The sequence below is a fragment of the Nonomuraea terrae genome, assembly GCF_004348995.1.
In the GTDB taxonomy this organism is placed as follows: Bacteria; Actinomycetota; Actinomycetes; order Streptosporangiales; family Streptosporangiaceae; genus Nonomuraea; species Nonomuraea terrae.
In genome coordinates this window covers 64,130-78,515 of the sequence record NZ_SMKQ01000007.1, presented here as the reverse complement: position 1 = coordinate 78,515, position 14,386 = coordinate 64,130, and the positions used below count along the sequence as shown (strand labels likewise).

The following is a 14,386-nucleotide window of genomic DNA, read 5'->3' as shown; positions in this document are numbered from 1 at the left end:
CCCTTACGGCTTCTGGCACGCCGGCGTGCGCGCCCTTCTCACCGCCGCCCGCTGATCGACACCCTTCTGGCTACTGCAACCGGCGACGCTGGGTACGCCCTGCGGCGGAGTCCTCCGGCCGGTGCCACGACTCGTCGATCTGGTCGACCCATCCGCCGCTCGGGTCGTCCAACTCGCCCTGGCGGCGGCGCAGCGCCGCCAGCAGCCGACGGAGGGTGTCGCCATACGCCGGGTCTGCCGCCAGATCCCGGGTCTGCCAGGGGTCGGCGATCAGGTCGAAGAGCTGGATCCGGCGCGCCGGCGCGTACGCGATCAGTGACCACCTCCGGGTCCGCAACCCGCGCTGCAGGTGCCGGTACGCCAGAAAGGCCGGATCGTCGTCCCCGGATTCGATCAGGCTGGGGAACTCTACTGTGGACGGCATTGGCACGCCGGTGAGCGCGCAGAGCGTGGGGAAGATGCTCGCCTGATAGACCAGCCGGTCGTCGCGCACGCCGGATCGCACGCCCGGCCCGTTCGCGGCGCTGATCGACCACTACCGCGAGCGGTACGCCGCCTACGGCCACGACCCCGCCACGGGCACTGGTGGGTGCGGGCACCGCGGGCTACTTCGGGCACTGCGACTCGCAGGCGGCAGCGGCCAAGTACCGGCCGGTGTTCGAGGCCAGGCTGAAGGTCAACAAGCGCTACGACCGGGGCTCGATCAAGTACGACACCGTCGAGGACTGGATCGCGAACAGCTCGGTGCTGGTCGGCAGCCCGCAGCAGATCATCGAGAAGGTCTCCGAGCAGCACCGCCTCTTTGGGCACGAGGTCATGCACATCCACGTGGACGGTGAGATTCTGGCCGAAGAGGACTACCGGGCGACGCTGGAGCTGCTCTTCACCGACATCGCGCCGGTGCTGCGCAAGGAGCTCCCGAGCCGGTCGCTGGACGAGTGGTGATCCGGCTATCTGCTGAGGCGCGCAGGCCAGGCCGTCTTCGTGTTGTGGGCCGCGTACACGGTGACGTTCTTCGTGATGTTCGGGCTGCCGGCAGACCCCGTGAGCGTGTTGGCCGGGCCGGGCTCCAGGCTCAGCCCCGCCGAGCTCGCCGCGATGCGCGCCGATCTGGGGCTGGACCGGCTGCTGGCCGTGCAGTACCTGGCCCGGCTGGGCGAGGTGGTCCGCGGCGAGTTCGGGGAGTCGATCCAGTACCGGCGGCCGGTCACGGAGCTGATCGGCGCGGCGGTGCCCCAGCCCGCCGAGGTGGCCGGGGCGGGGCTGGCGCTCGGCCTGCTGGGCGTGGCACTGGCGCTGGCGGTGGGGCTCGCACGCGGGCGGTGGCAGGCGGTCGCCGCACTGCCGCCGCTAGGGTCGCGGTGCCGTCGTTCTGGATCGGGCTGCTGTTGCTGCAGCAGTTCTCCTTCAGGTGGCGCTGGTTCCCTGCCACGGGCGGCGCGGGCCTGCCCGGTGTGGTGCTGCCCGCGGTCACGCGGGCGCTGCCGGCCGCGGCAGTGGTGGCGCACGTGCTGGGGCAGAGCCTGCGCGAGAGCCTGCGGGAGCCGTACATCGACACCGCCAGAGCGAAGGGCGCCTCGGCGCTGCGCGTCGTGGTGGGGCACGCGCTGCGCAACGCCGCGCCGCCCGCTCTGACCATGGCCGGGCTGCTGGTCGGAGGGCTGCTGACCGGGTCGGTGGTGGCCGAGACGGTCTTCTCCCGCCAGGGCCTGGGCCGGCTGTCGGCACAGGCGGTCAGCGCGCAGGACTTGCCGCTGGTCCAGGGGATCGTGCTCTTCGGCGCGGCTGGTCCAGGGGATCGTGCTCTTCGGCGCGGCTGGTCCAGGGGATCGTGCTCTTCGGCGCGGCGGTCTTCGCCGCCGCCAACCTGCTGGTGGACCTGCTGTACCCGTTGCTCGACCCGAGGGTGCGAGCCCACGGGTGAGCGGCCGCGGCATGCTCGTTCAGGCGCGAAGCTCGGCCACCTTGGCGTGCGCGGTTGCGGCCGCAGCGCGATTCCCGAGACTCACGCTGAGGGCGGCGTGCTTGAGCCAGTTGAACGGGCTCGACGGCCGCACGCTGATCCGCTCGCTCACCAGCACCCGCGCCAGGGCGCGGCGGCCGGCCCGCAGGGCGCCCTCCAGCAGGGTCTTCTGGACGGCGTCGCGCTGGGCGTGGCTGCCGCCGAACTCGTTTACCCGGTGCCGCTGGACTGTGTACGCGGCCGGGCCTCCGGTGCGGTGGCGCGGCCGGCGAGCGCGCCAAGCGGCGTCCGATGAGGGTCGGCGGGGTGCTGGGGGGCAGCGCATGCCTCTCCCAGCGCGCCTGGCCGGCATCGCCTGCTAGAACACGAGCAGAGGGGCGGCCCTTGCGTGGGCTGTCCCCTCTGCTTATCCGAGTGAGAAGGTTATGCGATCGCCGGTTCGCCGGAAGGGCGCGGCGCGCTCACCGGAGGCTCGTCGAGCGGCTGCGGGGGAGCGTTGAGCACCGCCTCGTCGATACGGCCTTCGCCGCGGGCGACGAGGACCGGCACCACGATCTGCCCCGCGACGTTGGTCGCGGTGCGGATCATGTCAAGGATCGGGTCGATGGCGAGCAGCAGGCCGACGCCCTCGAGCGGCAGACCCAGCGTGCTCAGAGTCAGTGTGAGCATGACAATCGCGCCGGTCAGACCGGCCGTCGCGGCCGAGCCGACCACGGAGACGAACGCGATGAGCAGGTACTCGCCGACGCCCAGCGGGATGTCGAACACTTGCGCCACGAAGATCGCCGCCAGCGCCGGGTAGATCGAGGCGCAACCGTCCATCTTGGTGGTCGCACCGAACGGCACGGCGAAGGAAGCGTAGTCGCGGTCGACTCCCAGACGCTCGATCGTGACCTTCTGCGTCAGCGGCAGCGTGCCGACCGACGAGCGGGAGACGAAGGCCAGCTCGATCGCGGGCCACGCGTTGCGGAAGAACGTGATCGGATTGACCTTGCCGACCAGCGAGAGCAGCGTCGGGTAGACGGCCAGCAGGACGATGAAGCAGCCGACGTAGACGCCGAGGCTGAGCTTGGCCAGCGGCGCGAGCAAGTCCCACCCATACGTGGCGACCGACTTGCCGATCAGGCCGGCGGTCCCGATGGGAGCCAGGCGGATGACCCACCACAGCGCCTTCTGGACCAGTTCGAGGATGGAGCGGCTGAAGTTGAGGAACGGCTCAGCCTTCTCGCCGATCGCGATGGCCGCCGCGCCGAGCACGATCCCCAGGAAGACGATCTGGAGGACGTTGAGTTCGGTGAACGCCGTGACGATGTTCGTCGGGATGATGCCGGTGAGGAAGTCGACCCAGGATCCGACGTGCTCGGGCGCCTTCGCGCCCGCCGTGCTCAGGGTGACGCCCTGGCCGGGGTTGAGGATCAGGCCGATGCCGATGCCGACGATGACGGCGATCAGCGCGGTGGCCAGGAACCAGAACAGCGTCTTGCTCGCGAGTCTGGCCGCGCCGTTGACGTTGCGGAGGTTGGCGACGCTGACCACAACGGCGGTGAACACCAGCGGCGGCACCGCCAGCTTGAGCAGCTGGACGAAGATCGCGCCGACTTCGGTGAGGGTCGTAGCCAGCCAAGCAACGTCCCAGATGCGGGCGGCGAAGCCGAGGGCGACTCCCAGGACCAGGCCCAGCAGCAACTGCAGGGAGAAAGAGAATCTCTTCACGATGAGGAAGGCTCCGAAAGGAGGCATACCCGATAGGACATGCGAGAAGGGGTGGGGATCGAGCGCTACGTCAGAGCGCGATCAGTGACAGAGGGAGCCGCTCAAACAAGCCACACAGACAGGACGATAGACCTCACAGGGCGAGCAAGTCGTACGAATGGGTCGGTATTCCGACTATAAGAGCGATCTACGTCGCGAATCAAGGCTTTCCCGGTAGGAAATGGTGGGGGATCATAATCCGTGGGTCGTGGGTTCAAGTCCCACCCGCCCTACCACGCCCATCTGCGGCTTTACGCGGATCTGTAGTCGCGTCATCTGATCGTGAGTAACGGTGAGCCACATGTGAGTCAGGCCTCCGCTCGCGCCTTGCCGATCTTCCGGTTGGTCGCCCGCACGGCCTTGAGCACCAGCCGGGCCGTCGCCTTCGCGCTGTCGTGGTACAGCTGCGGCAGCACCGACACTCAACTCCGTGCCTGACGCCAGCGCCAGCGTCGGAGCTCCCTGACGCAGGTCGTGCAACAGGACCGGCGGCAGCCCGCTGGCACGCACCGGCTTGTGGAAGCGGTGCGTGAGATAGCTCGGCTACACCACCGCCCCGCTCCTCAGGGTGAAGATCGGGCCGGTCGGTGACCAGCGCTCCCCCGACAGCCGACGCTGCGCACGCCCTTGGCGGCACAGCAACCGCACGCTCTCCGGATCGAGTGCCAAAGTTCGCCGGCTGGCCTCACTCTTCGGCTCACACAGGACCAGCCCATCATCGGTGTGCACCAGCTGGTGTGCCACGGTCAGCTCGCGCCGCGGGTCCTCCCACGCGAAGCGCAGGAAGGCGGCCAACTGCTCGATCGTCCACACCGCCACCGGCGGTCGCTCTCCTCCGTGCCGCCAGGCCGCCTCCCGGCGAGCGGTCCACACCACCGGATGCGTCCGCACCGACATCTTCCGGCGTGCTCTGTCCCTGGCCAACGGCCAGCCCCTGAGCGAGCGCGATCATTGGCGGATGGCCTATCATCCCGGCTCCACCGAGCGGGTCTTCGACGGCCTCCGCCACCTGGCCGAGAACATTCACCGGTGCCCGCCTTCGTCATCCCTGGCGTGGAAGGGCTTACCGACCGCGCCCCGGTGACCGTGCAAGCCGGCGCCTGGGGATCCATCTTGCCCGCCGTGTGGAGCTTCATGCTGGCCGCCCGCGCGCGTGGCCTGGGCACCGTCTGGACGCCCGCAGGGACCACTCGAACGCGAATTGGCCCAGGTGCTGCGCGTACCTCACGACGACGTGATGCTGGCGGCGTTCATTCCGCTGGCCTACACGATCGGCACCGACTTCAAGCCCGCCCGCCGTATCCCGCGCGAAGAGATTCTGCGCTGGGAACGCTGGTGGGTGCCAGGCCGGAGCCCTGGTCGAGCCGTTGGCGCAGCGGCATTCACCCCCTGAGCCGACCCTCCGGCGGCGTACCGGAGGACGCGAAGGTGTTACGTCCTGGCCTCCTCTGAAGGTGCCGGGGTCGGCGCACCCGCTCGGCCGGCGCGATGCCGCCATGGTGCTTCAGCACCGTGAAAACAGACCCCGGGGGCTTGCCCAGTGCCCGGGAGATCACGCTGATGGAGTCACCGGCGCGCCACCGCCGCCACAAGTCTTCTTTCATCGCGTCCGACATTCCCGGCCGACCCATCCGAGCCACGATCCACCCATCCACTAGCAGCGTTGCGTTGATCGTCTGAATCTAAGGCGGCCTTCCGCAAGATCTCTTTCTCCTCGCGGACGATCTTGACCTCGCGGCGCAGTCTGGCCAGTTCGTCTTTCTCGGCGCTGGTCAGGCCGTCTTGGCGGCGGCCGTCATCAAGGTCGGCCTGGCGCACCCAGACACGGATCGACTGCGCGGAGGGCTGGAACTCTTTGGCGAGCTCCTCCGGCGACCGTCCCGCGCGCACCAGTGCACCATCTGCCGGCGAAACTCCGGCGGATAGTTGTTCGGCACTGTGAACTCCTTCCGGGAACCAGGGTTCCCCAGAGATCAGGTGTCCACCGAACCGGGTCAACTCCAGGGCTCCGCAAGTCGCTCACCCTCCAGCAGCGTAAGGACATCCTCAACCAGGTAGCCCAGCAGCGCGATGTGGAGTTCGCGGGCGGCCCGACCGCATACACCAGCGGGACGCCCGAACAGCTGAATGACAACTCCACCGCGGTCGAGCGGGAGCTCTACGACTTCTACCGCACTGCCAGGGGCTACAGCCCGAACACCACGACGCACCCGACGCTCACGAGTAACGTCAAGTTCATGAACTTTCACCCGTTCGCCGACATCGAGACGATCTCACCCCGCCCGATGCTGTTCATCACGGGCGAGAACGCGCATTAGCGGGAGTTCAGCGAAGAGGCCTACCGGCTGGCCGGTGACGCCAAGGAACTGGCGATCGTTCCCGGCGCTGACCACGTGGATCTCTATGACCGCGTCACCCCTCATCCCCTTCGGCAAGCTGACCACGTTCTTCCGCACCAACCTGAAGTGCCCCCGAGCATGGCCGACTCGGCCGGGTCAGTGCGGTACCTCCAGCCCTCTCTCCTTTCAGACCTCGCGCTCAGGGCTCAGGCGCTGGAACAGATAACCCGTGGAGGGTGTGCTCGAACAGCAGGAGCGGCCGGGTACGGATCTCCGGGGCAACGCCCGGCTTGCCGGGGCCTGATGCTCCATCGCGGCAACGCGTCTCAGCGTCCAGGCGCCGGCAGCGCGTACGCCTAACATGCAACCCGAGATCGTCATTGACCACCACGCATGACACTGACTCTTCGGCGGCGCTGTCAGTCGTGCTCGTGGTGCACGAACCAGATGCCCCTGGCCGGGACTGTGCCGCGGTTGCGGAACAGGTGAGGGACGGTGGAGTTCAGGCCGAGCGACTGGCCGGCGGACAGAGTGAACGTGTCGAACCCGAAGGTCACCTCGAGTTCCCCCTCGAGAAGGTAGCCGTATTCGAAGCCGTTGTGGCGCAGCATGCGCTCGTCGCTGGTCGAGCTGGCGCCCGGCGGGTAGATGATCTCGATGAAGTCCAGCTGGTGCGCGGTGTTGGTGGCCAGCTGTTCCCAGATGACACCGGTGTCCATGACGAGCCGGGTCCGGTTTCCCGGCGAGGTCACCGACAGGCGGGCCGTGCGCTTGGTGTCCTCCCACAGCCCTCGCGCGGAGCCTGCATCTGGACCGCGCTCCGGAGTCTCCTCGGCGTCCTCTGGGCGGAGCAGAGGCGAGATGCCGGGTACGGCGTCCCGTTCCTCGTCGGGCTCGGCCGCGGCGTCCGGGGCCTCGTCGGTCATCTCGCTGTCGTACTCCATCGGTGCCTCCTCGCTTTCGAAGAGATGGTCGACGGACACATTGAGCATCTGCGCCATGGAATACAACGTCGCCACCGAAGGCTGCGACTTGCCGTTCTCGATCTGGGACAGAAAGGACGGCGAGACACTGAGCCGGCGCGCCAGTTCGCGCAGTGACAACCCTGACTTCCGACGCGCCATCCGCAGCCGGAGCCCGAGGTTGACGGCGGTGGCGTCGTCAGAAGTCTGCGGTGAAGAGGGAGAAGTCAAGAGTGCTCCTTGCTCATGGCGACGGATGGCGGGCGGTCCGATGGCTCTTCGTGTGGGGCTCAGACCAGCACCATGCCCCCGTCAACCATGATGACCTGCCCAGTCAGGTAGTCGGAGTCCGCGGAGGCCAGAAACAACGCCGTTCCCAGGATGTCCTCGCCGGTGGCGACCCGGCCTCTGAGGATGCCCGCGGCGAAGTCGGCCATCGCCTGACCTGGCCTCTCGGCGTCGCCGATGTCCATCAGATCCTGATCGAGCTTAGTCCACAGTGGAGTGTCCACGACGCCTGGCGCGAAGGCGTTGCAGGTGATGTCGTGTTCGGCCAGCGCGCGGGCGGCCGCCTGGGTCAGCGCGTTGACGGCGAACTTGCTCGCGCAGTAGGGCGCGAACGACGGGTAGCCCTGCCGGCCGGCGATGGAGGAGGTGTTCACGATCTTTCCCTGCCGGTGGGGGATCATCCGGCGTGCCCCCTCCTGGATGCCGATGAGCGTGCCCATCGCGTTGACGTCCATGATGGCGCGCCAGTTCTCCTCGGTCACGTCCATCAGGTGCATCGGCTCGTTGAATCCGGCGTTGTTGAACAGCACGTCCAGCCGGCCGGTCTCCTCGACGAAAGCGTCGAAGGCTGCGATCACCTGGTCGCGCCTGCTCACGTCCGCGGCCAGCGGGATCCCCGTCAGCCCTTCATCGCGTAGTTCTGCGCACACCGCCTCGGCGGCGTCCTTGCGCAGGTCGAGGACGCCCACGGTCGCTCCTTCACGGGCCAGCCCCAGGGCGAAGACCCGCCCCATGCCGCTTCCCGCCCCGGTGATGATGATGCTCTTGCCCTGCACTCTTGCGGACATCGGTCCTCCTTTGCTCGTCGTCGTTGGGGTGGTCAGCGTGCGCCGAGTGCGTCGCGTACCCATTCGATCTCGCGGCTGACGTACTCATTGATGTCGCCGGTCTTGAGGTGTTCCGGGAGTACGTCCCAGGTGTAGGTCTCGATCTCAAGGTGATCGGAGAGGGGTGTGCGCCGGTGCAGAGCCAGGGCTGCCTCGATGTTCGACCGGGTTGTCGCGAAACCACCGACCTCGTCGAGGAAGACGGGCACGTGGAAGTGGGTCCGCCATTCCCGTGTGCCGCCCGGGTCCGCGTTCCACGACGCGATGGCGTCACCGAGGTTGAGGAAGCGGGTCAGTCGTCCCTCGCGACGCTCGGTGGTCTGACTCAGGTAGATCGTGTCGGTGAACTGCTCCAGCGCCTTCACCGCCTCACTGGTGACCTCGGGGATCCACAGCGCCGCCGCCTGCTGCAGCTTGAAGATCGGGATACCGGCCGCCAGCAGTGACTCCAGCGCAGCGGGGATGTCCTCGAACTCCACCGACTGGTGGCCTATGTCGAAGACCACGCCCAGGTGCCTGCGGATCAGGCCGATGGCCTCCGACATCGGGACGTAGGCCAGCCGCGCGAACTCCTCGGTGCCCGACCGGGAGAAGACCTGCTCCTCGAAGTAGCGCACCGTCTCCTCGGTGGTCTCGAGGAAGCAGAACGGCTCCGGCTCCAGCGCGAGCTTCACCCGGCGACCGGTCCGCCGCTCCAGTACGGCCAGGTGGGCGACCACCCGGAGCAGGTTGGCGGTGAACGCCGCGACGTATCCCGGACCGGTGACATGGGGACGGAAGGCCAGTGGAGCGGTCTGGATGGACGGCTCCACGCCGGCTTCGGTGATGTCCACCAGGACGTCGGCGACGCCCATCGTGTAGGTCGCCCGTTCCTGAGTCGTCCAGTCGGGCTCGTACACCTGCTCCATGACGGAGCGCCCCTTGAACGGTCCGTGCGGGAACGCGTTGACCGTGTAGACGTACAGCTCCTCCTGGCGCAGGAAGCCGAGGAAGTCGGCGCGCTCGGCGGGATCCGCCCGCAGAGCCGCCACCGATGCGCCGGAAAGCCGCAGCGACAGCCCCATCGCAGAGCCGGGGGAAACCCGCCTCTTCACCGCGGGCACGTGGGCGGCGACGCTCGCCCGCATCTCGGCCCAGGTGTCGCCGGGATGGACCAGCGTGGAGTAGGTGAGATGCCCCAGACGGTCGCTGATCTTCATGATGGTGTCCCTTCGCGGGAAGCTTGCGGGGACGTGTCGTCGCCCGAGACCGTGATCAGTCATAGTGAACGACCATGGACGGCCAGTCAAGGTTCACTGCCCAGGAGTGTTCTGTATAAGTGAACAACCATGGCGAAATGCCAGCGCTGAAGACCCGATGTTAGGGTCTTGTTAAGCGTAAGCGCACAATGTACATTCCTACGAAACATGTGGCGGCCGTCACTCGGCCCCCGTAGGACTGTGAGGTGTGAGCATGGCCCTCCAGGCATCCGAACGCAGCGCGATCACTCCCGGACCGGGCTTCCGCCTTTCCCGGGGCTTGCTGACGGTCAGCATCGCCGTGATCCTGCTCTTCGCCGTCGGCGCCGTCCTGGCGCCGACCAGCGTCGACCACAGCGCGCTCCTCGGAATGCTGCCGTTCGCGGCCGTCCTCGCCATCGCGGCCGTCGGGCAGACCCTGGTGGTGCAGCAGGGCGGGATCGACCTGTCGGTACCCGGCGCCGTGTCCCTCGCGGTCGTCATCACCACCCATCAGCCGGCCGGGGACGACGACAAGCTCCTCGGCGCACTGGTCTTCGGGCTGGCCGTCGCCATCGGTTTCGGAATCGTCAACGGGCTCCTGATCGGCTGGCGGCGGCTCAACCCCATCGTCGCCACCCTCGGTGTCAACGCCCTGATGTACGCCGTGGTGCTCGGTATCTCCGGTGGGTCCCCCCGGCGTACCACCCAGTTGCTGCGCGAGGTGGCCGGCGGTGTCACCTTCGGCATTCCGCACTCCGTCTACTTCGGAGTCGTCGTGGTCGCCCTCGCCGCCATGGTCATGAAGACCACTGTCGGCGGCCGGCGCTTCGAGGCCATCGGCGCCAACCCCGCGGCCGCGGCCGCCACCGGCCTGCCGGTCACGCGGTATCGCGCCGCCGCCTATATCTGGGCGCAGGTCCTCTACTGGCTGGCCGGCGTCCTGCTCGCGGGGATCATCGCCCAGCCCACCGCCTTCCAGGGCGACGCCTACCTGCTGCCCTCCGTCGCCGCGGTGGTCCTCGGCGGCACCTCGCTCCTCGGAGGCCGTGGCTTCCTCGTGCCCACCGCCATCGCGGCCGTCTTTCTCAGCCAACTCGAGCAGTTCGTCCTCGCCCTCGGCGTCTCCTTCGCCATCCGCACGCTGGTCGAGGCAGCCGCCCTCACCGTCGGTGTCGCTCTCTACACCGTCGACTGGGCCGCGGTGCGACGCAGGTTCGCCGGGCGGCGAACGGCCGCCACGGCCTGACCGATCCACGCGTCGCCGGGCCCTCGCCCGCCACGCCGGGCGCAACGGCAAGCCCCTCAGAAAGGGATCACGTCCATGAACCGTCCCATCCGCCGTTCCAGATTCCTCGCCACCGTCGCCGCCGGAGCGCTCGGCCTCGCCCTCGCCGGATGCGGCGCCTCGGATGCCGGCTCCGCATCGGAGACCGTCGCCGGTGGCAACGGCAACGCCCCCGCATGGTGCGGCAGCAAGAAGGCCGCCCTCGGCCTGGCCGACGGCTTCGGTGGCAACAGCTGGCGGCTGGTCAGCACCGCCTCCGCGAAAGAGGAGGCCGCCAAGTGTCCGAGCATCACCAGCTTCGAGTACGCCGACGGCCAGGGCAACACCCAGAAGGCGATCGCCGACATCCAGGGCATGGTCGCCAAAGGCGTCAACGCCCTCGTCGTCTTCCCGGACGCGGGCGAGGCCATGCTCCCGGCGTTGCGCAGCGCCTACAACGCCGGTGTGGTCACCGTGCCCTACCGTGTCGCCCCGGGTGGCAAGGCCGGCGAGGACTACGACGTGTTCGTGGACACCAAGTTCGCCAACGACGGACGTAACTGGGGCGAGTGGATCAAAAAGATCCTCCCGGACGGCGGCAATGTCCTCTTTCTCAGCGGCCCTCCCGGGAACAGCCAGGGGCGGGACGAGGCCGAGGGACTGCGCTCGGTGCTCGGCACCGACAGCCGGTACAAGTTCATCGGCGAGCAGCCGTTCGAGGTCACCAACTGGGACCCCGCCGAAACGCAGAAGGTGCTGACCTCCGCGATCGCTCAGAACGCGCAGATCGACGTCATCATCTCCGACTTCGGTCCGTCCCTGGTCGGCGCGCTTCCGGTGTTCGAGCAGAGCGGACGTTCCATCCCGGCGATCGCCACGTCCGACGGCAACGTGCTCTCATGCTTCTGGGAAGAGCACAAGGCCAAGAACCCCGACTTCAAGCTGTTCACGGTCTCGACCCAGATCGACCACTCGCGGCTGGCCGTCCAGCACGCGGTCGCCAGGGCCACCGGCGGCCAGATCCCCGACTCTTCCACCTTCCCGTCGCTGGTGTTCGAGGACTCCACCTCGGAGGACAAGCCGGTCCAATGCGAACGCGACCTGCCCGACGACATCTACCTCTCCGCCGAGATGTCAGGCGCCGACCAGGCAGCGGTCGTCAAGTAGTGGCGCCGGACGCCACCCCAGGAGCCACCGGAACGATCGAGATCGAGCACCTCCCAAGGACGATGTGATGATCAACCAGTCTCAGGAGACGGCGCTGACCGCGGCACCGCCGACGATGGCGCTGCAGGGCATCTCCAAGTCCTACGCCGCGGTCGCCGCACTGACCGACGTGTCCCTCGAGGTCCTGCCCGGCGAAGTGCACGCACTGCTCGGCGAGAACGGCGCCGGCAAGTCCACCCTCATGGGTGTCGCCTCCGGCACCGTCATCCCGGACCGAGGCACCATCACGGTCCTCGGAGAGACGGTCGACGAGCTCACCCCCGGCCTGGCGACCAGGATGGGCATCGCGATCGTGCACCAGCACCCCGCGGTCCTCCCCGACATGACAGTCGCGGAGAACATCGCCGTGGCGGTGCCGGAACGCTTCCTCCACGGTGACCGCCGCGCCGCGATGCGCGGCATTCTCGACCGGGTCGGTTGCACCGCACACCTGCAGGACCGGGTGGGCAATCTCAGCATCGCCCAGAAGCATCTGCTGGAACTGGCCAAGGCGATGGCCGTGGAGCCGCGGCTGCTCATCCTCGACGAGCCCACCGCCCCCCTCGACCGCGACTCCGTCGGGCTGCTGTTCGACCTCGTACGCTCGGCGGCTCGGCAGGGCACCGCCGTGGTTTACATCACGCACCGGCTGGCAGAGGTCCGTGAGCTGGCCGACCGGGTCACCGTGCTGCGCGACGGGCACCACAGCGGCACCGCCGTCGTCGGCGACGTCACCGATGAAGAACTGCTCGCCATGATCGTCGGAAGGCGGCTGGAGTACACCTTCCCCGCGAAGCAGCACACCTCCGGTGACGAGCCGCCGGTGCTCACGGTCGAAGGGTTGTCCGGGGACGGGTTCTCCGACGTCTCGTTCACCGCCCGGCAGGGTGAGATCATCGGCGTCGCCGGGGTCCTCGGCAACGGTCAGAGCGAGCTGCTCCGGGCGCTGGCCGGTCTCGCAGCATGGCACAGCGGCGGCATCGTCATCGGCGGCAGGCGGGTCAACCGCCGGCGATTGCACCGCTCCTCGGCGTACATGCCGGCCGACCGGCACCACGAGGGACTGATGATGTCCATGTCGGTGCGGGAGAACGCCGCGCTGACGGCGCTCGACCGGCTCGGCGCGGGCCGGTTCGTGAGCCGCCGAAGGGAGGTCGCGGTCGTCGGAGCCGAACTGGCCGGGCTCAACGTGAAGGCCGCGACGCTGGAGACGCCCGTCACCAGCCTGTCCGGTGGTAACCAGCAGAAGGTCGTCATGGCCCGGTCGCTGCTCGGCAAGCCGGACATCCTGCTGGCCGACGAGCCCACGCAGGGCGTCGACGTGGGGGCACGCGCGGAGATCTACCGCATCCTGCGCGAGGTCTCCGGCAGCGGGGTGCCGGTCGTCGTCGCGTCCTCCGACGCCAAGGAGCTGGAGGGGCTCTGCGACCGGGTCATCGTGCTGTCCCGGGGCCACGTCGTGGCAGAGCTGGCCGGGGACGAGGTCACCGAGGAGCGGATGATCCGGGCCGCGATCGAATCGACGGCCCACAAGCGCGCCGAGGAGCACCGGACCACCGGAAGCCGACTCAGCCCGGTATGGCGGCGCCGGCTGGAGGGCGACTACACCCCCGTCCTGATCCTGGCCGGGGTGATGCTCCTCCTCGGCGCCTACATCTACGCCCAGAACGACCGCTACCTGCTGCCCTTCAACGTCACGTCGGTGATGCTCCTGGTCAGCGCCCTGGGCTTCATCGCGCTCGGCCAGACGGTCGCGCTGATGACCGGCGGCATCGATCTGTCCGTCGGCCCTTTGTCCGGGTTCCTGGTGGTGGTCGGGTCGTTCTTCTTCACCGACGGCCACTCCGGGCAGATGCTGGTGCTCGGACTGGTGCTCATGGCAGCGCTCGCGGCCTCGACCGGCCTGGTGAACGGGTCCTTGATCAGGTTCGGCAAGTTCACCCCGGTGGCCGCGACCTTGGCGACCTACATCGCGCTGCAGGGATTCAGCTATCTGCTGCGCGACACTCCCGGTGGGCTGATCAGCACAGCCGTGACCGACGTCATCACCCTGACGATCGGCCCGGTCCCCATCGCCTTCATCGTGCTGGTCGTTCTCGCCTTCGGTATGGAGTTCCTGCTCCGCACCACCCGATGGGGGCGCAACATCCGAGCGGTCGGCTCCGACGAGGAGTCCGCCCGCCGGCTCGGCGTGCGCTCCACCCGTACGATCATCGCCGGTTACGTCGTGGTCTCGCTCTTCGCCTTCCTGGGAGCGCTCATCCTGCTGGCTCAGCTCGGCATCGGCGACCCGGCCCAGGGGGTCAGCTACACCCTCAACAGCATCGCCGCGGTCGTGCTCGGCGGGACCAGCCTGCTGGGCGGCCGCGGTACCTTCGTCGGCACCGTCCTGGGCACCGGCCTCATCGTCCAACTCCTCAACGCCACCACGTTCCTCGGCCTGTCACAGACCTGGCAGTACCTCTTCCAGGGGGCCCTGATCGTGATCGCCGCCCTCGTGTACAGCCAGGCGCGCGGCACCGGCCGCACGGCCGAGAGCGCCACCCGTTGACCTCGTGAAAACTC

The 14,386-nt window shown here is 68.4% G+C and carries 14 protein-coding genes and 1 pseudogene; 8 read left to right on the top strand and 7 right to left on the bottom strand.

The annotated features are described in order from the left end of the window. Positions 1–70: 70 nt before the first annotated feature. Positions 71–505 carry an alkaline phosphatase family protein gene (locus tag E1286_RS04635; RefSeq protein ID WP_132609019.1) on the bottom strand — a complete coding sequence of 145 codons (435 nt, stop codon included), beginning with the start codon at positions 503–505 and terminating at the stop codon, positions 71–73. An 80-nt stretch (positions 506–585) separates the two neighbouring features. Here E1286_RS04635 and E1286_RS04630 point away from each other — a divergent pair, with 80 nt between their 5' ends. The 3 genes and pseudogenes from E1286_RS04630 to E1286_RS49020 all read left to right on the top strand — a co-directional run bounded on the left by E1286_RS04630 (position 586) and on the right by E1286_RS49020 (position 2,258). Further along, complete coding sequence (locus E1286_RS04630; protein ID WP_132609018.1) at positions 586–945, top strand: hypothetical protein; 360 nt, start codon at positions 586–588, stop codon at positions 943–945. A 39-nt stretch (positions 946–984) separates the two neighbouring features. Continuing rightward, positions 985–1,116 (top strand): annotated as a pseudogene (locus E1286_RS51880) (ABC transporter permease); the annotation flags it as partial. A 245-nt stretch (positions 1,117–1,361) separates the two neighbouring features. Beyond that, positions 1,362–2,258 carry an ABC transporter permease gene (locus E1286_RS49020; protein ID WP_223189550.1) on the top strand — a complete coding sequence of 299 codons (897 nt, stop codon included), beginning with the start codon at positions 1,362–1,364 and terminating at the stop codon, positions 2,256–2,258. A 128-nt stretch (positions 2,259–2,386) separates the two neighbouring features. On the opposite strand, the gene E1286_RS04615 is transcribed toward E1286_RS49020, so the two are convergent. Both E1286_RS04615 and E1286_RS47530 read right to left on the bottom strand, forming a co-directional pair. Continuing rightward, complete coding sequence (locus tag E1286_RS04615; protein WP_246074439.1) at positions 2,387–3,676, bottom strand: dicarboxylate/amino acid:cation symporter; 1,290 nt, start codon at positions 3,674–3,676, stop codon at positions 2,387–2,389. 582 nt (positions 3,677–4,258) lie between these two features. Continuing rightward, positions 4,259–4,606, bottom strand: a complete 348-nt coding sequence (locus E1286_RS47530; RefSeq protein WP_165969559.1) for a site-specific integrase — start codon at positions 4,604–4,606, stop codon at positions 4,259–4,261. A 310-nt stretch (positions 4,607–4,916) separates the two neighbouring features. Between E1286_RS47530 and E1286_RS49015 the strand changes: the two genes are divergently transcribed. Next, the gene (locus tag E1286_RS49015; protein WP_223189548.1) at positions 4,917–5,108 is read left to right on the top strand and encodes a hypothetical protein; all 192 of its coding nucleotides are present in this window, start codon (positions 4,917–4,919) and stop codon (positions 5,106–5,108) included. Between the two features lie 173 nt (positions 5,109–5,281). Here E1286_RS49015 and E1286_RS47525 read toward each other — a convergent pair whose 3' ends face one another. Further along, positions 5,282–5,605 carry a hypothetical protein gene (locus E1286_RS47525; RefSeq protein ID WP_165969564.1) on the bottom strand — a complete coding sequence of 108 codons (324 nt, stop codon included), beginning with the start codon at positions 5,603–5,605 and terminating at the stop codon, positions 5,282–5,284. Positions 5,606–5,787: 182 nt separating this feature from the next. On the opposite strand from E1286_RS47525, the gene E1286_RS49010 reads away from it, so the two are divergent. Beyond that, entirely contained in the window at positions 5,788–6,033 is a 246-nt protein-coding gene (locus E1286_RS49010; RefSeq protein ID WP_223189546.1) for an alpha/beta hydrolase, read from the top strand. Between the two features lie 440 nt (positions 6,034–6,473). On the opposite strand, the gene E1286_RS04595 is transcribed toward E1286_RS49010, so the two are convergent. The 3 genes from E1286_RS04595 to eboE are packed head-to-tail and all read right to left on the bottom strand — an operon-like array spanning position 6,474 to position 9,330. Further along, on the bottom strand, positions 6,474–7,247 hold the full coding sequence (locus E1286_RS04595) for a helix-turn-helix domain-containing protein (protein ID WP_223189544.1): 774 nt from the start codon (positions 7,245–7,247) through the stop codon (positions 6,474–6,476). 59 nt (positions 7,248–7,306) lie between these two features. Beyond that, on the bottom strand, positions 7,307–8,092 hold the full coding sequence (locus tag E1286_RS04590) for an SDR family NAD(P)-dependent oxidoreductase (RefSeq protein WP_132609016.1): 786 nt from the start codon (positions 8,090–8,092) through the stop codon (positions 7,307–7,309). Positions 8,093–8,124: 32 nt separating this feature from the next. Further along, positions 8,125–9,330 (bottom strand): metabolite traffic protein EboE, encoded by a 1,206-nt coding sequence (gene eboE / locus E1286_RS04585; protein ID WP_132609015.1) that lies wholly within the window; start codon positions 9,328–9,330, stop codon positions 8,125–8,127. Between the two features lie 253 nt (positions 9,331–9,583). Here eboE and E1286_RS04580 point away from each other — a divergent pair, with 253 nt between their 5' ends. The 3 genes from E1286_RS04580 (at position 9,584) to E1286_RS04570 (ending at position 14,372) form a co-directional block, all read left to right on the top strand. After that, a complete protein-coding gene (locus tag E1286_RS04580; RefSeq protein WP_132609014.1) occupies positions 9,584–10,597 on the top strand; it encodes an ABC transporter permease in 1,014 nt (337 codons plus the stop codon). 75 nt (positions 10,598–10,672) lie between these two features. Beyond that, positions 10,673–11,782 (top strand): substrate-binding domain-containing protein, encoded by a 1,110-nt coding sequence (locus E1286_RS04575; protein WP_132609013.1) that lies wholly within the window; start codon positions 10,673–10,675, stop codon positions 11,780–11,782. Positions 11,783–11,849: 67 nt separating this feature from the next. Next, on the top strand, positions 11,850–14,372 hold the full coding sequence (locus E1286_RS04570; RefSeq protein ID WP_132609012.1) for an ATP-binding cassette domain-containing protein: 2,523 nt from the start codon (positions 11,850–11,852) through the stop codon (positions 14,370–14,372). The last annotated feature ends 14 nt before the right edge of the window (positions 14,373–14,386 follow it).